General features: G+C 34.0%; 22 protein-coding genes and 1 pseudogene. 15 read left to right on the top strand and 8 right to left on the bottom strand.

The window, feature by feature from the left end:
• Nucleotides 1-14: 14 nt before the first annotated feature.
• Together GTZ96_RS11470 and dnaA are read right to left on the bottom strand one after the other, a co-directional pair.
• A complete protein-coding gene (locus tag GTZ96_RS11470; RefSeq protein WP_161644077.1) occupies nucleotides 15-482 on the bottom strand; it encodes a low molecular weight protein-tyrosine-phosphatase in 468 nt (155 codons plus the stop codon).
• A 7-nt stretch (nucleotides 483-489) separates the two neighbouring features.
• Nucleotides 490-1,917, bottom strand: a complete 1,428-nt coding sequence (dnaA, locus tag GTZ96_RS11465; RefSeq protein ID WP_161644076.1) for a chromosomal replication initiator protein DnaA — start codon at nucleotides 1,915-1,917, stop codon at nucleotides 490-492.
• Nucleotides 1,918-2,114: 197 nt separating this feature from the next.
• Here dnaA and GTZ96_RS11460 point away from each other — a divergent pair, with 197 nt between their 5' ends.
• Nucleotides 2,115-2,516 carry an acyl-CoA thioesterase gene (locus GTZ96_RS11460; protein WP_161644075.1) on the top strand — a complete coding sequence of 134 codons (402 nt, stop codon included), beginning with the start codon at nucleotides 2,115-2,117 and terminating at the stop codon, nucleotides 2,514-2,516.
• A 22-nt stretch (nucleotides 2,517-2,538) separates the two neighbouring features.
• Here GTZ96_RS11460 and GTZ96_RS11455 read toward each other — a convergent pair whose 3' ends face one another.
• The 3 genes from GTZ96_RS11455 to ribD form a co-directional block, all read right to left on the bottom strand.
• The gene (locus tag GTZ96_RS11455; RefSeq protein WP_161644074.1) at nucleotides 2,539-3,144 is read right to left on the bottom strand and encodes an IMPACT family protein; all 606 of its coding nucleotides are present in this window, start codon (nucleotides 3,142-3,144) and stop codon (nucleotides 2,539-2,541) included.
• Between the two features lie 110 nt (nucleotides 3,145-3,254).
• Nucleotides 3,255-3,857, bottom strand: coding sequence for an HAD family hydrolase (locus GTZ96_RS11450; protein WP_161644073.1), 603 nt, complete (start codon nucleotides 3,855-3,857; stop codon nucleotides 3,255-3,257).
• A complete protein-coding gene (ribD, locus tag GTZ96_RS11445; protein WP_161644072.1) occupies nucleotides 3,850-4,893 on the bottom strand; it encodes a bifunctional diaminohydroxyphosphoribosylaminopyrimidine deaminase/5-amino-6-(5-phosphoribosylamino)uracil reductase RibD in 1,044 nt (347 codons plus the stop codon). Before ribD ends, GTZ96_RS11450 begins: the two co-directional genes overlap by 8 nt.
• A gap of 103 nt (nucleotides 4,894-4,996) precedes the next feature.
• Here ribD and GTZ96_RS11440 point away from each other — a divergent pair, with 103 nt between their 5' ends.
• Nucleotides 4,997-5,485, top strand: a complete 489-nt coding sequence (locus tag GTZ96_RS11440; protein WP_161644071.1) for a GNAT family N-acetyltransferase — start codon at nucleotides 4,997-4,999, stop codon at nucleotides 5,483-5,485.
• A 38-nt stretch (nucleotides 5,486-5,523) separates the two neighbouring features.
• A complete protein-coding gene (gene prmC / locus GTZ96_RS11435; protein ID WP_161644070.1) occupies nucleotides 5,524-6,417 on the top strand; it encodes a peptide chain release factor N(5)-glutamine methyltransferase in 894 nt (297 codons plus the stop codon).
• A 74-nt stretch (nucleotides 6,418-6,491) separates the two neighbouring features.
• On the opposite strand, the gene GTZ96_RS11430 is transcribed toward prmC, so the two are convergent.
• Nucleotides 6,492-7,733 carry an ABC transporter permease gene (locus GTZ96_RS11430; protein WP_161644069.1) on the bottom strand — a complete coding sequence of 414 codons (1,242 nt, stop codon included), beginning with the start codon at nucleotides 7,731-7,733 and terminating at the stop codon, nucleotides 6,492-6,494.
• A 192-nt stretch (nucleotides 7,734-7,925) separates the two neighbouring features.
• Here GTZ96_RS11430 and hisS point away from each other — a divergent pair, with 192 nt between their 5' ends.
• From hisS to GTZ96_RS11370, 12 genes are all read left to right on the top strand, one after another.
• A complete protein-coding gene (gene hisS / locus GTZ96_RS11425; RefSeq protein ID WP_161644068.1) occupies nucleotides 7,926-9,296 on the top strand; it encodes a histidine--tRNA ligase in 1,371 nt (456 codons plus the stop codon).
• A 329-nt stretch (nucleotides 9,297-9,625) separates the two neighbouring features.
• Nucleotides 9,626-10,213 carry a nucleotide exchange factor GrpE gene (locus GTZ96_RS11420; protein ID WP_161644067.1) on the top strand — a complete coding sequence of 196 codons (588 nt, stop codon included), beginning with the start codon at nucleotides 9,626-9,628 and terminating at the stop codon, nucleotides 10,211-10,213.
• 47 nt (nucleotides 10,214-10,260) lie between these two features.
• Nucleotides 10,261-11,373 carry a molecular chaperone DnaJ gene (dnaJ, locus tag GTZ96_RS11415; RefSeq protein WP_161644066.1) on the top strand — a complete coding sequence of 371 codons (1,113 nt, stop codon included), beginning with the start codon at nucleotides 10,261-10,263 and terminating at the stop codon, nucleotides 11,371-11,373.
• A 162-nt stretch (nucleotides 11,374-11,535) separates the two neighbouring features.
• Nucleotides 11,536-12,456, top strand: coding sequence for an ABC transporter ATP-binding protein (locus GTZ96_RS11410; protein ID WP_161644065.1), 921 nt, complete (start codon nucleotides 11,536-11,538; stop codon nucleotides 12,454-12,456).
• A 70-nt stretch (nucleotides 12,457-12,526) separates the two neighbouring features.
• Nucleotides 12,527-13,843, top strand: coding sequence for an ABC transporter permease (locus tag GTZ96_RS11405; protein WP_161644064.1), 1,317 nt, complete (start codon nucleotides 12,527-12,529; stop codon nucleotides 13,841-13,843).
• 110 nt (nucleotides 13,844-13,953) lie between these two features.
• Nucleotides 13,954-15,117 carry a sigma-54-dependent transcriptional regulator gene (locus GTZ96_RS11400; RefSeq protein ID WP_161644063.1) on the top strand — a complete coding sequence of 388 codons (1,164 nt, stop codon included), beginning with the start codon at nucleotides 13,954-13,956 and terminating at the stop codon, nucleotides 15,115-15,117.
• 75 nt (nucleotides 15,118-15,192) lie between these two features.
• Entirely contained in the window at nucleotides 15,193-15,885 is a 693-nt protein-coding gene (locus GTZ96_RS11395; RefSeq protein ID WP_161644062.1) for a DEAD/DEAH box helicase, read from the top strand.
• A gap of 24 nt (nucleotides 15,886-15,909) precedes the next feature.
• Nucleotides 15,910-16,128 (top strand): putative signal transducing protein, encoded by a 219-nt coding sequence (locus tag GTZ96_RS11390; RefSeq protein ID WP_140485064.1) that lies wholly within the window; start codon nucleotides 15,910-15,912, stop codon nucleotides 16,126-16,128.
• 35 nt (nucleotides 16,129-16,163) lie between these two features.
• The gene (locus GTZ96_RS11385; RefSeq protein WP_161644061.1) at nucleotides 16,164-16,409 is read left to right on the top strand and encodes a hypothetical protein; all 246 of its coding nucleotides are present in this window, start codon (nucleotides 16,164-16,166) and stop codon (nucleotides 16,407-16,409) included.
• 1 nt (nucleotide 16,410) lies between these two features.
• On the top strand, nucleotides 16,411-16,710 hold the full coding sequence (locus tag GTZ96_RS11380; RefSeq protein ID WP_161644060.1) for a type II toxin-antitoxin system RelE/ParE family toxin: 300 nt from the start codon (nucleotides 16,411-16,413) through the stop codon (nucleotides 16,708-16,710).
• Nucleotides 16,711-16,995 (top strand): hypothetical protein, encoded by a 285-nt coding sequence (locus tag GTZ96_RS11375; RefSeq protein ID WP_161644059.1) that lies wholly within the window; start codon nucleotides 16,711-16,713, stop codon nucleotides 16,993-16,995. It abuts the gene before it with no gap.
• 37 nt (nucleotides 16,996-17,032) lie between these two features.
• On the top strand, nucleotides 17,033-17,830 hold the full coding sequence (locus GTZ96_RS11370) for a Cof-type HAD-IIB family hydrolase (RefSeq protein ID WP_161644058.1): 798 nt from the start codon (nucleotides 17,033-17,035) through the stop codon (nucleotides 17,828-17,830).
• Nucleotides 17,831-18,054: 224 nt separating this feature from the next.
• Here GTZ96_RS11370 and GTZ96_RS18245 read toward each other — a convergent pair whose 3' ends face one another.
• Complete coding sequence (locus GTZ96_RS18245) at nucleotides 18,055-18,543, bottom strand: restriction endonuclease (RefSeq protein WP_207720180.1); 489 nt, start codon at nucleotides 18,541-18,543, stop codon at nucleotides 18,055-18,057.
• 498 nt (nucleotides 18,544-19,041) lie between these two features.
• Nucleotides 19,042-19,156, bottom strand: a pseudogene (locus GTZ96_RS11360) (IS1595 family transposase); the annotation flags it as partial.

The following is a 19,156-nucleotide window of genomic DNA, read 5'->3' as shown; positions in this document are numbered from 1 at the left end:
TTAAATAAAATGGATTAACGGTGTTTTGCTTTTAGTTTTGCGGCAATACTATCACAAGCTTTGTCAAGCATTTGGTAAACCATTTCAAATCCATTTGATATTCCATAATAAGGATCGGGAACATCTACATTTTCGTTTGGATACAATTCGTTCAGGATAATCTGAACTTTTGCTTTCTGTGTTTCGTTTTTGGCTAAATGAATTACGTTGTTGTAATTGGATTTATCCATCACATAGATATAATCAAAAGTATCAAAATCGGTAGTTTCAAACTGTCTTCCTTGTTGTTTTGAAATATCAAGTTCGTGTTTTTTTGCAATAGCAATAGAACGAGCATCTGGCGAATGTCCAACATGCCAAGAACCAGTTCCGGCAGAATCTACGGTGAATTTGTCTTGAGGCAATTTAGAAGCAAGGATTCCTTCGGCTAAAGGAGACCGACAAATATTGCCTAAACATACCATTAAAATCTTGACAGACATAAGGCTTTTATAGCGTTAGTTTCTTGTGGATGTCTTCGACAAACTTTTTAAATTGTTTATCGGTTGCTACTAAATTATCTACAGTTTTACAAGCGTGTAGTACTGTTGCGTGGTCACGATCACCTATTTGAGAACCAATATTTGCCAAAGATGATTTGGTAAATTTCTTAGCAAAAAACATTGCTAATTGTCTGGCTTGTACTACGTGTCTTTTTCTGGTTTTTGATTGTAATGTTTCTACATCCAATTGGAAGTAATCAGAAACAATTTTTTGAATGTAATCAATAGAAATTTCGCGTTTTACATTTTTAACAAATTTCTCAACAACACTCTTCGCTAGTTCAATAGTAACTTCTTTTTTGTTGAAAGAAGATTGTGCGATCAATGAGATAATAGCTCCTTCCAATTCACGAACATTCGATTTAATGTTGCGAGCTACATATTCGATAATTTCGTCTGGTATTTCGACACCATCGCGATACAAGATGTTTTTTAGAATCGAAATTCGAGTCTCGTAATCCGGTTGGTGTAACTCAGCTGATAATCCCCATTTGAAACGAGATAGTAAGCGTTGCTCAATATCTTGCATGTCCACAGGTGCTTTGTCAGAAGTCAGGATAACCTGCTTTCCGTTTTGGTGCAAATAATTGAAAATATGGAAAAATACATCTTGTGTTCCTGATTTTCCAGATAGGAATTGAACATCGTCAATGATTAATACATCAATTAATTGGTAGAAATGAATAAAGTCATTTCGGTTATTTTTCTTTACAGAGTCAATATATTGTTGCGTGAAAATTTCAGCAGAAATATATAAAACTGTTTTTTCAGGATATTTATCTTTAATTTCAACTCCAATAGCATGCGCTAAATGTGTTTTACCTAATCCAACACCTCCAAAAATCAATAATGGATTAAAGGAAGTTCCGCCAGGTTTATTGGCAACAGCCATACCTGCAGAACGGGCTAATCTATTAGAATCTCCTTCAAGGAAATTGTCAAAACTGTAATTAGCGTTTAGTTGCGATTCGATTTTTAAATTTCTAATTCCAGGAATCACAAAAGGATTTTTTAATTCCGGATCCAGATTTTTTAAAGGAGCGTCCACATTTTGTGGTTTCATCGGAGAGCGGTTAGCACTTGGCAATTGTTCCGTAAACGGTTGTTTGTTGCCATAAGTGTTTTCCATTTTGATTTTATAAAGTAACTTTGCGTTTTTACCAAGTTCTTTAGTTAGGGCAACCTTCAATAATTTAACATAGTGTTCTTCTAACCATTCGTAGAAAAATTTACTAGGTACTTGAATATATAATGCGTTATCGGTAAGCTCAACTGACTTGATTGGTTCAAACCAAGTTTTGTATGCTTGGTCTTGAATATTGTCTTTTATAAAAGACAAACAGTTATCCCATACTGATTGAGCAGTTTTGTTCATAAATTCTGTTAAATTATTATATTTTTTATTCTATTTTTTGAAGTAAATAATATCGAAAAAGATGTTATTTCTTGGGGTAACAAATATGTGAACAATTTTCGTTAAAAAAAAATAAATAGAGGTTGATTTTGAAGAAATATTGTTGTAAGTAAGAAGAAAAAGATTTCAAATTAATATATAAAATAATAAAATTTAAAATGAAAATATACGAGTTTAATGTAAGAGTAAGGTATTCAGAAACAGATCAAATGGGAGTGGTTTATCACGGTAATTATGCACAGTATTTTGAGATGGGACGTGTGGAATGGCTTAGAAACATTGGGATTTCTTATAAATGGATGGAAGAAAACGGAGTGATGCTTCCGGTGGTTTCTTTGAATATAAATTATAAAAAACCAGCTCGTTATGATGATTTGTTAACCGTAAAAACGATTTTTAAAAGTCAGACTTCAGCCAAGATTGAATTTGATTATGAGATATACAATGAACAAAATGAGTTATTAACAATTGGGAACTCAATTTTGGTATTTGTGAACATGAAAACGGGTCGTCCGATGGCTGCTCCAGACTATGTGAAAACGCAGCTTTTACGAATATAAAAATCTAAGGATTTTATATTCATTATTCTTTAATTTTTATATCGATTTCAAATAAAGAATTAAAAATGTCGAATACTTGTTCGGCATTTTTTTTTCGGGTTTTAATTTCAATTTCGCAGCTCATTTCCATTTTTTGATTCACAATGTCTAAATTTTTTTCTTTGATGATTCGCATTACCTTATTCATGTTTTTATAATCAAAAGAAATAAGATAATGAATATCGATGGTTTTTTCTATAATGGAGCAATTTTCAAGCGCGATTTGGGCGGCTGTTTTGTAAGCAGTAATTAATCCGCCAACGCCTAGTTTAGTACCTCCAAAAATGCGAACTATAACTACAAGTATATTCGTTACTGAAAACGACTGGATTTGTCCGTAAATGGGCATTCCAGCACTATTACTTGGTTCGCCATCGTCATTGGCTCTGTAATTAATCTTTTTGGAGCCAATTTGGTAGGCGTAACAATAATGACAGGCAGTAGGATATTTTTTTCTTAAAACCTCAAGTATGGGTTTGACTTCTTCTTCAGATGTTATTGGAAAAGCATAACCAAAGAATTTACTTCCTTTTTCTTTAAAAAGTATTTCTTCTGACGGAAAAGCAATAGTATTGTAGGTGTCTTTCATTATTCAAAGGCAAAGGCAATGGCAAAAATCAATAACAATTTCAAAAAATCAATGGCAATTTCAAAAATCAAAATAAGATTGTTATTGCCATTGTCATTGAAATTGTATTTTTAAAATATGTTTTTGTCGAATAAATCCACAACATCTTCTTTTCCTACTTGAAGATTCCAAACGTGAATGCCTAAAGCTTGAGCAGCATCAGTATTTTCTTTTTTGTCGTCAATAAACAAAGTGCGTTTGGCTTGCAGTTCGTGTTTGTTTAACAGCGTAAGATAGATTTCAGCATCAGGTTTGCGCATTCCCATTTCGAATGAAAAATAGACTTTCTCAAAGCATTGATAAAAATCTCTGTAAAAAGTAGCGCCAACATTTCGTTCGAAGGTTTTTATATGGATCGAATCGGTGTTGCTTAATAGGAACAAACGGTATTTTTTAGAAAGCATTTGTAAAAACTCCAATCGATACAAAGGAAAGTCTGCTAAAATTGCATTCCAGGCCTCAAGAATTTCTTCAATACTAGCATTAGGCATGTGTTTTTGAAATCCTGATAAGAATTCGTCTTTTGATATATTTCCTTTTTCAAATTGAATATTCAAGTGGTCTAAATCTTCATTCCACTCTTTTAAACCTAAATTTTTAAGTCCGTCAATAGTGGCTTTTTTATCTAAATTGATGAAGATGTCTCCAAAATCAAAAATAATAGTATTAATCATGGTTCGTAAGAATTATGAGTTCATCTTCTAAAATGAACTGTTTTTGGTTTGTTTTTGGTTGTATGGTTGGTGCTTTTGTTCCGTTTTTAAAGAGATTTTTTCCTTTAAAAATACGTGCTTCATCCCAAAGGTTTTCGTCAATAAAAGTTTGTAATGTTTGACGTCCCCCTTCAATTATTACCGATTGAATTTGATGCTCAAATACTGTTTTTAGAATTTGAGGAGCTATATTTTGTTCAAAATCAATTCTTTCAAAGATAATGTTTTCTTGGTTTGAATTGGTATTCGTTTGGCAAAAAACAATCGTTTTGATTTGATTGTCTAGCAAGAAATTTTCTTTTGGAATCCTACTGTTTTTGTCTAAAACCAATCTTACGGGATGCGTTCCTGTCCAATCACGAACATCAAGTTTAGGATTGTCGTCTATGGCAGTTTGTGTACCCACAAGAATTGCTTGTTCTTCGCTTCGCCATTTATGGACTAATTGTCTCGAATATTGATTGGTAATCCAAACAGGTTTTTGCTCCTTTCTTTTGTTTGGGGCGATAAATCCATCCTGACTTTCGGCCCATTTCAGGATAACATAAGGTCGTTTTTGTTGGTGAAAAGTAAAAAAACGCTTGTTGAGTGCGTTGCATTCGTCTTCCAGAACGCCCACAGTAACGTTAATTCCTGCTTCAATTAGTTTTTTGATGCCGTTACCAGCTACTTTTTCGTTAGGATCTACTGTTCCAATAACGACGTTTGGAATTTTGTTTTGAATAATTAAATCGCAACAAGGTGGTGTTTTTCCAAAATGACTGCAAGGTTCCAAACTCACATAAATGGTTGCTTTTTGCAATAAAGATTGGTCTTTAACGGAATTTACGGCATTCACTTCGGCATGGGGTTCTCCCGCTTTTTTATGCCAGCCTTCGCCAATAATTTGGTCTTCATAAACAATAACGCTACCCACCATCGGGTTGGGATAAGTTGTTCCTAAGCCGTTTTGGGCTAGTTCAATGCAGCGCGCCAGGTATTTTTCATGTATCTTCACAGGGCAAAAGTAGTTATTTTTGAGTTTATGATTTAGTTTTGAAACCACTAAAAATAACAATAAACTATTGCTATTTTTGCAGCATAATCAATATTTCAAGAAAATGGAAAATTGGGTTCTTAGAAAAATAGAAAAGAAGGACAATCAGTCGATTGCGCAACTAATACGTACTGTTTTCGATGAATTAGATATTCCGAAAGTGGGAACTGCTTATGCCGATCCCTATTTGGATTTGATGTTTGAGGAATATACCAAACCGAAATCAGCTTATTTTGTGGTCGAAAATAATGGTAAAATCATTGGCGGAGCAGGATTAGCACGACTTGAAAACGAAGCCGAAACCATCTGTGAATTACAAAAGTTTTTTTTCCTACCCGAAGCTCGCGGTTTGGGAATTGGAAGCAGAATGATGGAAATTTGTATGCAGGCGGCTAAAGATTTTGGTTTTGAAAAATGTTATCTCGAAACTATGCCTTTTATGCACGATGCTCAAAAACTGTATAAGAAATTTGGCTTTGAGTATATTTCCGCACCCATGGGAAGTACAGGTCACGATTCTTGTCCAGTTTGGATGTTGAAAGATTTACATTAAAAAGTTGCTAAAAAACAAATTCTAAACGAATAATATCAATGAAAATTAAGGCATACAGAACCCAATTTATTCAAGCGCTATCGACGATTTATGATGAAGGCGAAGCTGAAAGTTTTTTTTATTTGATATTAGAAGACAAAAAGCAATTGAAACGAATAGACTTGGCTTTGCAGCCAGATTTGGTTTTTTCGGAAGAAGAAATTGTGGTTTGGAATGCCATTTTAGAACAATTAAAATTAGAAATTCCAGTTCAGTATTTGCTTGGGAAAACTCATTTTTACGGATTAGAATTTGAGGTTAATGAAAACGTATTGATTCCCAGACCGGAAACCGAGGAACTTGTCGAATGGATTATTCAAAGTCAGAAGTTAGAAGTTAGAAGAGGGAAGTTAGAAGTTGGAAGTGAGAAGTTGGAAAGTAAAAAAATGAAGATTTTGGATATTGGTACAGGAAGTGGTTGCATTGCGATTTCATTGGCAAAAAATATTCCTAATGCACAGGTCTTTGCTATTGATGTTTCTGAAAAAGCTTTGGCTACAGCCCAAAAAAATGCAGAAAGAAATGAAGTAAATGTCACTTTTATTCACAAAAATATTTTGGAAACCGAAGATTTAGAACAAGAATTTGATATTATTGTTTCAAATCCGCCCTATGTTCGAAATCTGGAAAAACAGGAAATTAAGAAAAATGTTTTGGATAACGAACCGCATTTGGCTCTTTTTGTCAAAGATGATAATGCCTTGATTTTTTATCGAAAAATAGCCGAATTAGCAAAACAAAATCTAACTCAAAACGGACAATTATTCTTCGAAATCAATCAATATCTAGGGAAAGAAATGATAGTATTACTCGAAAAAATGAATTTCAAGAATGTTGAATTGAGAAAAGATATTTACGGGAATGATAGGATGACGAGGAGTAGTGTTCAGTGAACAGTTTTTTAGTATTCAGTTATTTACTAATACGAAAAACCTACTGACCACTCAAAAAACTGTTCACTGACCACTTATTCATAACGCAAAGCCTCAATAGGATCTAGTTTCGCGGCTTTAATAGCGGGATATAGTCCAGAAACGATAGCCACAATAAAACTGGTTAGGAAAGCAGCAAAAATAGCTTCCCACGGAATAACAAAAGCAAAGCTTAAGGCAGTGGCAATTCCGTAGCCGATTAAGATTCCGAAAATAATTCCGGCTAATCCCCCCAATTGTCCAATAAGTAAGGTCTCTATAAAAAACTGAACTGCAACTGTAGAGCGTTTAGCTCCCAATGCTTTTCGGACACCAATTTCACGAGTGCGTTCGGTAACTGAAACAATCATAATATTCATCAAAGCAATCGAAGAACCAAGAATTGTAATAATACCAATTACCCAGGATGCCCAACCTAGATATTGCGTAATGCTAAGGATTTTATTAATCAAATCATCACTTCGAACCACGCCAAAATTATTGTCTTTTATAGGGCTTAGTTTCCGAATACTTCGCATCGTACTAATGGCGTTATCGGTAGCTTGGTCTAGAAACTCTTTATTGTTTACCATTATGCTTAGGCTGTAATTGATGTTTGGAGCCGTAAAAAGTGAGCGAGCCACTTGAATAGGGATTAAAACTCTTAAATCCTGACTGTTGCCAAAAGTAGAACCTTTTTCTTTTAAAACACCAATCACTTTAAATCGTGCGCCACGGATAGAAATGGTTTTGTTGATAGGATTGGCATCTTTTAATAATCCTTTCTCGAAATCGGATCCTACAACACAAACATAATTGTTGTTGCTGATGTCGAAATTGTTGAAATTGCGTCCCTGACTAGTTTCTAAACCTGAATTAGTCATGAAATATTCGTCGACACCGAGAACTGAAATTTCAGGATCGGTTTTTTCGGAATCAAATTTTACTTCGGCTGTTGAGGTGGCTTTAAAAGAAAGTGAGGTTTGTGAAAGCGGAAAGCTGTATTTGTTCTTAAAAGCTACAGCTTCAGGGTAAGAAATAATAGGGTTGATGATTTCCCGTTCTTCACCACCGTGTTTTTTAATGGTGTTTTCGTACCGATTGATGTTAAAGGTATTGGCGCCCATCGAAGCAAAATCAGAAGAAATAGTATTTTCTAATGCCGAAACCACCGTCAGAATTCCCACCAGAGCCGTAATACCAATAGCGATAATTAATATGGTAAGTGTTGTTCTTAGGATTTGGGTTTTAATTGAACCAAAAGCTATTTTTATATTTTCCTTTAATAGATTGCGCATTGTAGTAGTTTGATACGAAAATACAATTTTTGAGAGAAGTTTGTTTTCAAGGCAAGTTATTTATTTTAAAAATAAGATATTTGCAGTCGAAATTTAAGATTTAAGAAATTAGATTTTAGATTTTTTGAATTAAATATGATTTTGGGTATTCAAATCTAAAATCTGCAATCTAAAATCTGCAATTAAACAAAAATGGCATCAAAACCAAGTATTCCTAAAGGAACAAGAGATTTTTCACCTGCTGAGGTGGCTAAACGTCAATATATTATCCAGACTATAAAAAGTAATTTTGAGAAATTTGGTTTCCAACCGATAGAAACACCTTCGTTTGAAAATTCAGAAACCTTGATGGGGAAATATGGAGAAGAAGGCGATCGATTGATTTTTAAAATATTGAATTCTGGAGATTATTTGGCGAAAGCCAATGCTGCTCATTTAGAAAGTAAAGACAGCGTGAAGCTGACTTCAAGTATTTCTGAAAAAGCCCTGCGTTATGATTTGACAGTTCCATTTGCCAGATATGTGGTGCAACACCAAAACGAAATTGAATTTCCTTTTAAAAGATACCAAATCCAACCCGTTTGGCGTGCCGACAGACCGCAAAAAGGACGTTTTAGAGAGTTTTTTCAATGTGATGCCGATGTGGTAGGTTCGAAATCGTTGTGGCAAGAAGTAGAATTGGTACAATTATATGATACTGTTTTTACCACTTTAGGTTTAAACGGGGTGACGGTTAAAATCAATAACCGAAAAATATTATCAGGAATTGCTGAAGTGATTGGTGCTTCGGATAAATTGATTGATTTTACAGTGGCTTTAGATAAGTTAGATAAAATTGGCGAAGACGGTGTGAAAAAGGAAATGATTGAAAAAGGAATTTCTGAAGCCGCAATTGTAAAAGTGCAGCCTTTATTTAATTTCACTGGAAGCATTTCGGAGAAAATCGAAAAATTATCACAGCTTTTAACTGCTTCGGAAGAAGGAATGAAAGGGGTGGAGGAGTTGCGTTTTATTTGTGACAACGTGACTAAATTAGGCTTGACAACTGCCATTTTAGATTTGGATGTAACCTTGGCACGTGGTTTAAATTATTATACAGGAGCTATTTTTGAAGTGGCTGCGCCAAAAGGAGTTGCTATGGGTTCTATAGGTGGTGGTGGAAGATACGATGATTTAACCGGGATTTTCGGTTTGAAAAACATGAGCGGTGTTGGAATCTCTTTTGGTTTGGATCGTATTTATTTGGTAATTGAAGAGTTTGGATTGTTTCCGGAAACCGTTACCGCAAGTTCAAAAGCCTTGTTTATTAATTATGGAGATGCCGAAGCGTTTTATGCTTTGCAAGCCATTAAAAAATTGCGAGCTTCAGGTGTAAAAGTAGAATTGTATCCTGATAAAGCTAAGGTGGTAAAACAATTTCAGCATGCTGACAAACGCAATATTCCTTTTGCTGTAATTGTGGGAGGAGAAGAGATGAGTTCGAATAGGTATTCGCTTAAGAATTTAGTTTCGGGAGAACAACTAACATTGGATTTTGAAGGGTTAAAGGATGCTTTGATATAATTCAAAAGTGTATAAAAACAAAAAAAGCTTTGTCTGTTGACAAAGCTTTTTTTAGTATGAGTAATCGCGAATTAATAATTGTTTTGGAATCAACTGTAATTTTCGATCTTATTTCGAATCGAAAATCAGAGATTGATTAGAACCTGTAACAAACATATACAATCTATTTGAAATATGTCTTAAAAATTTATTAAAATTTTAATTTTAACTTGAAAAAAAATTAATTCAAGAAAAAACAAGGTATAAAAATAACTATTAGGGAAAAGGGTGACAATTTGACATTTAGTCAGCTTTGGCAGTACTTTTGCTATCCAAAGGAAAGTGTAAAAATGAAGTTTAAGAATATTTTTAAAAATAAAGGGAATATGAGTACTGAGAATACAGAAATCGATAAGGAAATGGATGAGGTAACAATGGAAAATACAGCAAGCCAAGAGCCTGCAGTTACTGAGGAGTTAATAGAGTTAAGTGTTGAAGAGCAGTTAGCTAATGACTTAGCGAATGAAAAAGACAAACATTTACGATTATTTGCTGAATTTGAAAACTACAAAAGAAGAACTTCAAAAGAGCGTATTGAATTATTCAAAACAGCTAATCAAGAAGTTTTATTAGCAATGTTACCTGTTTTAGACGATTTTGACAGAGCTATAATTGAAATCGCTAAATCAGAAGATGAAACTTTGACAAAAGGAGTAGAGTTGATTCATGAGAAATTAAAAAGCACCTTGTCTTCTAAGGGATTAGAGGTGGTTGATGTGAAAATTGGAGATGCTTTTAATGCTGATTTTGCAGAAGCAATTACACAAATTCCTGCACCATCACCTAAATTAAAAGGTAAAATAGTAGATGTTCTTGAGAAAGGATACAAACTAGGAGAGAAAATTATTCGTTTCCCAAAAGTAGTTATTGGGCAGTAAATTTGGGTAGAAATGCATTGCATTGCGTTTTAAAAAAATAAATACAAATGAAAAAAGATTTTTACGACATATTAGGTGTTTCTAAAAATGCGGATGCTGCGGCGATCAAGAAAGCCTACAGAAAAAAAGCTATTGAGTTTCACCCTGACAAAAATCCTGGAGACAAATCGGCAGAAGAAAAGTTCAAAGAAGCGGCAGAAGCTTATGAAATTTTAGGAGATGCTGACAAAAAAGCAAAGTATGACCAATTTGGTCACCAAGCTTTTGATGGTTCTGGCGGATATGGCGGTGGTCATCACATGAACATGGATGATATCTTCAGTCAGTTTGGTGATATCTTTGGTGGTGGTTTCGGTGGATTTGGCGGAGGCGGAAGCCGAGGCGGTGTTCGTCGTGCTAAAGGAAGCAATTTACGTATCAAAGTAAAATTGACTTTGGAAGAAATTGCCAATGGTGTTGAGAAAAAAGTAAAGGTAAAACGTAAAGTTCAGGCTCCTGGAGTTTCTTATAAAACTTGTTCTACTTGTAATGGTCAAGGGCAGGTAATGCGAGTGACTAATACTATTTTAGGTAGAATGCAATCAGCGACAACTTGTCCTGCTTGTGGTGGATCTGGTCAAATTTTAGATAAAAAACCAGCTAACGCTGATGCCCAGGGAATGATTGTAGAAGACGAAACGGTTTCTATTAAAATTCCAGCTGGTGTTGTTGATGGGATGCAATTAAAAGTTTCTAACAAAGGAAATGATGCGCCAGGAAATAGTATTCCCGGTGATTTAATTGTTGCTATCGAAGAGTTAGAACACGAATTCCTGAAGCGTGAAGGCGAAAATTTACATTATGATTTATATGTAAGTTTCCCGGAAGCCATTCTTGGAGTTTCTAAAGATATCGAAGCCATTAATGGTAAAGTAAGAATCAAATTAGAAGAAGGAATTCAATCAGGAAAAATTCTTCGATTAAAAGGAAAAGGAATCCCAAGTATCAATGGATATGGAACTGGAGATTTGTTAGTTCATGTTAATGTTTGGACACCTAAAACATTGAATAAAGAGCAAAAACAATTCTTCGAGAAAAACATAGAAGATGATAACTTTATTCCAAACCCTGAAAAAACAGACAAATCGTTTTTTGAAAAAGTAAAAGACATGTTTTCTTAAGCTTTTCAAAGGAATCAAAATACAGTAAAAAAGCCCATCCGCATGAAAATGAAGATGGGTTTTTTTATGATACAATTGTAATCTATTTAGATAGTAATTATTTACTTTTACAACCGCAAGACCAAAAAGGTCAACCCGAAGAAGAAAATTCAAAAAATCAGCATGAATACCTTATTAGAAGTCAATAAAGTAGTGAAGCAATATGGAGATTACGTAGCGCTTAACGAAGTCTCTTTGTCTGTGCCACAAGGCAGTATTTATGGACTTTTAGGTCCTAATGGTGCCGGAAAAACTTCCCTTATTCGAATCATTAATCAAATTACCATGCCAGATAGTGGACAAATTATTTTGGATGGCGAAAAGTTGCAACCCAAACACGTACAATATATAGGTTATCTTCCTGAGGAAAGAGGTTTGTACCAAAGTATGAAAGTGGGCGAGCAATGTTTGTATTTGGCACAAATGAAAGGTTTGTCTAAGGTTGAAGCCAAAAAACAACTAGAGTATTGGTTTGATCGATTGGGAATTCAAGGTTGGTGGAACAAGAAAATCCAGGAACTTTCTAAAGGAATGGCACAGAAAATCCAGTTTGTAGTTTGTGTATTGCACAAACCTAAATTGTTGATTTTTGACGAACCTTTTTCAGGTTTTGACCCTGTAAATGCCAATGTAATTAAAGACGAAATTCTGGCATTGCGTGATGAAGGCGCCACCATCATATTTTCGACTCACAGAATGGAAAGTGTAGAGGAATTGTGCGATCATATTGCTTTGATTCATAAATCGAATAAATTAATCGAAGGGAAATTAGAAGATGTTAAAAGACTGCATAAAACCAATAGTTTTGAAGTGGGTGTTTTAACCGATAATGTTGAAGGTTTGATGTATGATATTACTCAAAAATTCACTGTTAGTCCGGCTAATTTTAAATCCTTAAATAAAGAATTAAAACTCGAAATTCAAATTGGAAATTCCCTTCCAAATGAATTATTGAATCTCTTAACTCAGCGTGGACAAGTCACTCATTTTGTAGAAAAAATTCCGAGTGTACACGATATTTTTATCCAAACGGTAACTAAATAAAAAACAATAAAGAAATTCCAAATTCCAATCCGTTGGAATTTGAGATTTTAAAATTTGAAATTTGCGAAGTATGAGCATTATATCATTAATTATAAAAAGAGAATTTTTTGCGAAGGTGCGCAACAAATCCTTTATTGTAATGACTTTTTTAAGTCCGTTATTATTTGTGGGAATAGCAGTATTTGTGAGTTATTTGAGTTCGATGAAAGCCGATGTAAAACAAGTGGCGATTCATGACGAAACGGGTTTGTTTGCCAAAGAATTTATTGCTCAAAATACTGAGGAAAACCAATACAAATATCTGGATTTATCACAAATTGACAGCCAATACTTGAAAGACAGTATTGCCAGTAATGGTTATGAAGGCGTATTGGTTATTCCAAAAACTGCAGCTGTAACCGATTTAGAAAACAAAATTGAGTTTATTTCTGATGGAAGTCCAAGTATTTCGTTTATCGAAAATGCACAGGATATTATTGCCAGAAAAATTACTAAAATCAATCTTGAAAATGCTCATTTAGATACTTTGGCTATTAAAAAAGCCCAGGCTAGTGTGAATATCAACATTGCAAAAACTTCGGGAGAAGAAGGTTTAAAAGGACTCAACGAAGCTAAAATTGCTATTGGGGGTGCTTTTGGTTACCTAATTATGATGTTCATCATTATTTATGGAAATATGGTCATGCGCTCTGTGATTGAGGAAAAAACAAATCGCATTGTAGAAATTATTATTTCTTCGGTAAAGCCTTTCCAATTGATGATTGGAAAAATTATTGGGACTTCGTTAGCCGGAATTTTACAGTTTACCATTTGGGTAATTATTGGACTTTCATTGCTGTTTGCAGCTTCGGTATTTTTTGGAGTAAACATTGGTCCGGCAGCTAATGTATCTCCTGCTTTAATAGAACATTCACAAACTGAATTTGCAGGAACAGCTCAATTGTTCATCAAAGAATTATGGAATTTACCTATTGCCAGTATTTTGATTGGTTTTGTGGTTTATTTCATTGGAGGTTATTTTTTATACAGTTCTTTCTACGCCGCTATTGGTGCCGCTGTTGATAATCAAACCGATTCGCAACAATTTCTTTTGCCAGTAATTATGCCTTTGATGTTAAGTGTGTATGTTGGTTTCTTTAGTGTAGTTAACAATCCAAATAGTACGATGGCAGTTGCTTTTTCGATGATTCCACTTACTTCACCCATTGTTATGTTAATGCGAATTCCTTTTGGAGTTCCATGGTGGCAACTGGCTATTTCAGTTACATTATTGTTTGGAACATTTTTATTGGTGGTTTGGTTTGCCGCTAAAATATACCGCATAGGGATTTTGATGTATGGGAAAAAACCAAGTTGGAAGGAATTATACCGTTGGTTAAAATATTAATTTTTTTGAAGTTGCTAAGGCTCTAAGATACTGAGATACTAAGATTTTTTAGTTCCTTAGAAGAAAAGACTCAGTACCTTAGCAACTTTGAATCTCAGAACCTTAAAAAAATGAGTAAAATACTAATTATCGAAGACGAAGCCGCTATTAGAAGAGTGCTTACTAAAATTCTTTCGGAAGAAAATGATACTTATCAGGTTGAAGAAGCTGAAGATGGTGTTTCGGCTTACGAAAAAATAAAAAATAATGATTACGACTTGGTTCTATGCGACATCAAAATGCCAAAAATGGATGGTGTCGAATTATTAGAAGAAGTCAAAAAGATAAAGCCTGAAATTCCAATGGTGATGATTTCTGGTCATGGCGATATGGAAACGGCAATTAATGCGATGCGTTTAGGTGCTTTTGATTATATTTCAAAACCACCTGATTTGAATCGTTTGTTGAATACAGTTCGAAATGCTTTAGACAGAAAACAACTGGTGGTTGAGAACAAAATTCTAAAGAAAAAAGTCAGCAAAAACTACGAAATGATTGGCGAAAGCGAAGCTATTAATCATATCAAATTGATGATTGATAAGGTCGCTCAAACTGAAGCCCGTGTGCTGGTTACCGGTCCTAACGGAACTGGAAAGGAATTAGTAGCGCATCAATTGCATGAAAAAAGTGAGCGTGCCAGTTTTCCTTTAATCGAAGTGAACTGTGCTGCGATTCCGTCAGAATTGATAGAAAGCGAATTATTTGGTCACGTGAAAGGTGCTTTTACTTCGGCGGTGAAAGACCGTGCAGGGAAGTTTGAAGCGGCCGATAAAGGAACTATTTTTCTGGATGAAATTGGCGATATGAGTCTTTCGGCTCAGGCCAAAGTATTACGAGCTTTACAGGAAAATATCATTACCAGAGTGGGTGCTGATAAAGACATTAAAGTGGATGTACGTGTTGTTGCTGCGACGAATAAAGATTTGAAAAAAGAAATCGAAGAAGGACGTTTCCGCGAGGATCTGTACCATCGATTGGCAGTAATTTTAATTAAAGTACCTTCGCTGAATGATAGACGCGAAGATATTCCGTTGTTAATAGGACATTTTGCTGATAAAATTGCTTCGGAACAAGGAAATGCAGTGAAGAAATTCTCTGATGATGCGATCAAATTGTTACAAGAATACGATTGGACGGGAAATATCCGCGAATTACGCAATGTGGTAGAGCGTTTGATTATCCTTGGCGGAAGCCAGATATCTGAAAACGACGTGAAGCTGTTTGCTTCCAAATAAAATAGTAATGGGTTAGGAGTTATAGGTTAGAAGTTTAACCGCATAACGCATAACTCATAACGTACAACTAAAAATATGAAACTAAAAAAAATAAACGAAAAGTTACAGCAAGGATTAATTGAAAACGGATTAACCGAGGCAAATGATATCCAAAAAGAAACTTTTTCGACTATAAAAAGTGGTGTCGATTGTATTATTATCGCTCCGGATGGGGAAGGAAAAACCACTACAATTGTGTTAAACGTAATTCAGCGATTGATTGGTTCTAATGAAGAATCGCCAAGAGCTTTGATTATTGTGGAGGACAAAGCTAAGGTTTTAGAAATGGAAGCCCTTTTCGAAAAGTACGGAAAGTACAGCGAACTGGAAGTTTATGGTGTTCATGACAAAGGCGATATGGATTATGATAAAAATTATGTTTCAACTGGAATCGACGTTTTAATTGGTACACCAAACAAATTGAGTGATATGTTTTCTACGGCGGGTTACAATGTAAACCGACTGAAAATGTTCATATTGGACGATGCAAATCCAATTTTGAAATTGCGCCATGAAATTAAAATCATGCGTATTTCGAATAGTATTGCTAAAACACAGCGTATTATTTTTGGAGATCAATTTTCAGAAAGAATAGAAATTCTGGCAGACAAAATGATGGAAGAGCCTGAAATCTTTGATTTTGAAGATGTGGAGTATGAAGAAGAATTCGCTGAGGAAGAACTTGAAGAAGGCTTAGAAGACGAAGAAAACGACGGAGAGGAAGAATAAAAAAAATATAAAATTAAGAGTACCATGGGATTAATGAAAGTGTTTTCGGGAAGTGAAGTATTAGCTTTGGCTTTGAAAGAAAAAATAGAAGCGGCTGGTGTTGATACGGTAATAAAAGACAATATTCAATCGGCTAGATTAGCGGGTTTTGGAAGTTCAGGTTCGGCAGTGGAATTGTTTATTCAGGAAACTGATTTTTCTAAAGCGAATCCTGTGATTGAAGAATTTCGATTGAATATTTAATAGTCGTATATTTGTTATTCTAATGATTCTGTAAGATGGATATAGCTGCAAAAAAAATAGAATTGATGGATTGGTTGCTTCATATTAATGATGAAACTAAACTCAAAAAAATAATAGCTCTAAAAACGGTTTTAGACAAAGAAGCTGTTGCTCATACTATTAGCGGTTATCCGGTAGATAAAGAAGAATATATCAATATGGTTAAAGAAGCTGATGACCGAATTGCATCGGGAAACTATACCACAATTGAAGATTTAGAAAAGGAAATAGAAAATTGGTAATATGCAAAAGCCAATTAGGATACTTTGGGATAATCAAGCCAAAGCCGATTTAAAACTAATCTTTGATTTCCTTCAATTAAAATCACCACAAGGAGCTAAGAATGTCATAAAAGATATTGTATCCCAGAGTAAAAATATTCACTTTGTAGAGCAATATCAAATAGATGAATTTTTAGGAGAACCTTATAGAAGAATGATTGTTCGGGATTATAAGATTATTTATAAAATTCATTCGGAAACTGAAATTAGAATTCTTCAAATTTTTGATTGTAGGCAGAATCAAAGAAAATTAAAAGAATAAATGAAAAAATCGTTTCAAATAATCTTGATTGTTTTTCTATTGTTTATTGGAGATAGATTTTTGTTTATGTCCAATAGATTAAATGGTGTTTGGGAATATGAAACAGGTAGTTATATAGGAGATCCAATTTCAAAAAAACAAAACATGAATGTTAGAAATAATTTTGAAATTCAGATTTATAAAAATGATAAATTGGTTTCTTATTATTTGTTAGGATGTTATTTTGGTGAGCTATATTTATTGGAAAAAGAAACTTTAAAATATACTAGATATACTGCTTGTTAAAGTTAAAAACTTTGCGGAGCATAAAAAAAGAATAAAGATGAAATACAAAATGTTGGTTCTTGACATGGATGATACCTTGTTGAATGATGACCATATCATTTCGGATGAAAATAGAGCGATGCTTGTTAAAGCCAAGGAAAAAGGTGTACATGTTATTTTGGCTTCCGGGCGACCAACGCCTGCGATGATTGAATATGCCAGGGATTTGGGATTAATGGATTCGTATATGATTTCGTTTAACGGAGCCGTTATTACCGATTTGAAAAACGACGAAGTAATCTTCGAGCAAAGTTTGACTCAAGAGCAAATTCATACCTTGTATGATTACAGCAAGGAAAAGAAAACGCATATTATTACGTATTTAGACGGAAAAGTGATAAGCGAAACCCATTCAGAATATATTGATGTAGAGGTAAATATCACAGGATTAGAACACGAAGTGGTGCCTAATTTTAAAGAGCGCGTTCAATCGGCGGCGATAAAATGTATTTTGCTGGAAGAACCGAGTTATTTGAAAGAAGTGGAAGCCGATTTGAGAACTGCCATGCCGCATTTGAGTGTATGTATGTCAAAACCTTTTTTCTTAGAAGCGGCTCAAACCGGAATTGATAAGGGAGCCAGTGTGAAATTTTTGGCAGATAAATTAAATATCTTGCAATCGGAAGTGATTGCGGTGGGGAATGCAGGAAACGATTTATCGATGATTGAATATGCAGGTCTTGGTGTTTGGGTGGATAATGTGGATGCTCATTTGAGAGACAAAGGCGATGTGGTGGTTGCTTCTAATAATGATCACGGAGTTGCTGAGGTAATCCAAAGATTTATTTTGGCTTAAGATTTTTCAAATTATAATTTAAACCATTAAGAAATTAAGGTAATTTAAGAGTAGTTCTTAAAGACTTGATTTTTTAATGGTTTTTTTGTTAATGCTCCGCAAAGTCTTTGACTTTGAGGTAGTGATTTACGGTTTTTAACCGATTTTAATTTTAGCTTTTTTATATCAGTCACAGACTGATGAATGCATCCTCAAAGTCAGAGACTTTGCGGAGCGGGGTTTTATTAATCTAAATTTGAATTGTTTAATATTCTTTTTGCTTCTTTTATATTAATTCTGGCTTTAGTTCCATGTTTTTCTAATAGATGTAATAAGTTTCCACCATTAAGCAAAGTTATAGGTTTTCCTTTTGCAAATTCATATGAATCTGGACCATAATCTGAAGTTGTAACTAATATACCTTTATTAGCTCCCTCATTCATTACTGTACCATACAAATCGCGAACAGCTGCTACGCCGACTGTATTTGTATATCTTTTGGCTTGAATAACAATTTTTCCTCCTCGAATTGGATCAGGGTCAAATGCAATTGCATCTACACCACCATCTCTACTTGCCTGTGTGACTTTTACTTGACTACCATTGTTGTTGAATTCTTTTTCAAATAACTCTCTGATTAAGTGCTCAAACTCTTCCCAGTTCATTAAGGCTAGATTTGTGGTTTCATCAAAATTTATATCTTTTGAATTAACAAATCTTTTGTCTGAATCCATTGTAGTTATAATAGGTTGTATAGCACTTAAACTGCTTAATTTACTACTACCTATTCCTTTTAGATTGCGGAAACATTCTTTCGGGTCAACATTTTCTAAATTAATAAGTTTCAGTTCATCTTTATTTATCTGAATAGATAGAATACAACTTTCAATTTCTATTCCAGTAGCTTTGTTTATAGACCTAACCCATCCATTAAAAGAAACTGCTTCTAAGCATTGAATGTAATCTGAATTGAATAGTTCATTAATTGACCTTAACGTTATTTTGTAAATAATTTGGTCAAATATATGGTCAAGTTGTTTTTCTGTGATATGCTTTTCTTTAATTTCATTTAAAGATCCTACAAATGAAATGCTGTTTAAAGTAGGTATATCTTTTGGTGAAGGAAGATAATAATCTACAACTATAATTTTATTTGCATCGTTATACTCACAGTATATTTCCTTTTTGAAAAAAAATGGATAGTCAGATTTTTCTAAAATTAATTTATTGAGTTATACACTTAATATCTGTTTTATGTTTTTTTGATAAATCGGTTTTGCATTCACCATTCTTTCTATGGATTTATGAAAAATACTTGTTTTAAATTGAGAACGGTTTATCCTAAAA

It is taken from the genome of Flavobacterium undicola, from assembly GCF_009909155.2.
GTDB classification, from domain to species: domain Bacteria; phylum Bacteroidota; class Bacteroidia; order Flavobacteriales; family Flavobacteriaceae; genus Flavobacterium; species Flavobacterium undicola.
This window is presented reverse-complemented; position numbering and strand designations above follow the sequence as displayed.

Bases quoted from the DNA above. Each gene is read 5' to 3' on its own strand.
- GTZ96_RS11470 (WP_161644077.1), bottom strand. From the start codon at position 482: ATGTCTGTCAAGATTTTAATGGTATGTTTAGGCAATATTTGTCGGTCT.
- dnaA (WP_161644076.1), bottom strand. From the start codon at position 1,917: ATGAACAAAACTGCTCAATCAGTATGGGATAACTGTTTGTCTTTTATA.
- GTZ96_RS11460 (WP_161644075.1), top strand. From the start codon at position 2,115: ATGAAAATATACGAGTTTAATGTAAGAGTAAGGTATTCAGAAACAGAT.
- GTZ96_RS11455 (WP_161644074.1), bottom strand. From the start codon at position 3,144: ATGAAAGACACCTACAATACTATTGCTTTTCCGTCAGAAGAAATACTT.
- GTZ96_RS11450 (WP_161644073.1), bottom strand. From the start codon at position 3,857: ATGATTAATACTATTATTTTTGATTTTGGAGACATCTTCATCAATTTA.
- GTZ96_RS11440 (WP_161644071.1), top strand. From the start codon at position 4,997: ATGGAAAATTGGGTTCTTAGAAAAATAGAAAAGAAGGACAATCAGTCG.
- prmC (WP_161644070.1), top strand. From the start codon at position 5,524: ATGAAAATTAAGGCATACAGAACCCAATTTATTCAAGCGCTATCGACG.
- GTZ96_RS11430 (WP_161644069.1), bottom strand. From the start codon at position 7,733: ATGCGCAATCTATTAAAGGAAAATATAAAAATAGCTTTTGGTTCAATT.
- hisS (WP_161644068.1), top strand. From the start codon at position 7,926: ATGGCATCAAAACCAAGTATTCCTAAAGGAACAAGAGATTTTTCACCT.
- GTZ96_RS11420 (WP_161644067.1), top strand. From the start codon at position 9,626: ATGAAGTTTAAGAATATTTTTAAAAATAAAGGGAATATGAGTACTGAG.
- dnaJ (WP_161644066.1), top strand. From the start codon at position 10,261: ATGAAAAAAGATTTTTACGACATATTAGGTGTTTCTAAAAATGCGGAT.
- GTZ96_RS11410 (WP_161644065.1), top strand. From the start codon at position 11,536: ATGAATACCTTATTAGAAGTCAATAAAGTAGTGAAGCAATATGGAGAT.
- GTZ96_RS11405 (WP_161644064.1), top strand. From the start codon at position 12,527: ATGAGCATTATATCATTAATTATAAAAAGAGAATTTTTTGCGAAGGTG.
- GTZ96_RS11400 (WP_161644063.1), top strand. From the start codon at position 13,954: ATGAGTAAAATACTAATTATCGAAGACGAAGCCGCTATTAGAAGAGTG.
- GTZ96_RS11395 (WP_161644062.1), top strand. From the start codon at position 15,193: ATGAAACTAAAAAAAATAAACGAAAAGTTACAGCAAGGATTAATTGAA.
- GTZ96_RS11390 (WP_140485064.1), top strand. From the start codon at position 15,910: ATGGGATTAATGAAAGTGTTTTCGGGAAGTGAAGTATTAGCTTTGGCT.
- GTZ96_RS11385 (WP_161644061.1), top strand. From the start codon at position 16,164: ATGGATATAGCTGCAAAAAAAATAGAATTGATGGATTGGTTGCTTCAT.
- GTZ96_RS11380 (WP_161644060.1), top strand. From the start codon at position 16,411: ATGCAAAAGCCAATTAGGATACTTTGGGATAATCAAGCCAAAGCCGAT.
- GTZ96_RS11375 (WP_161644059.1), top strand. From the start codon at position 16,711: ATGAAAAAATCGTTTCAAATAATCTTGATTGTTTTTCTATTGTTTATT.
- GTZ96_RS11370 (WP_161644058.1), top strand. From the start codon at position 17,033: ATGAAATACAAAATGTTGGTTCTTGACATGGATGATACCTTGTTGAAT.
- GTZ96_RS18245 (WP_207720180.1), bottom strand. From the start codon at position 18,543: ATGGATTCAGACAAAAGATTTGTTAATTCAAAAGATATAAATTTTGAT.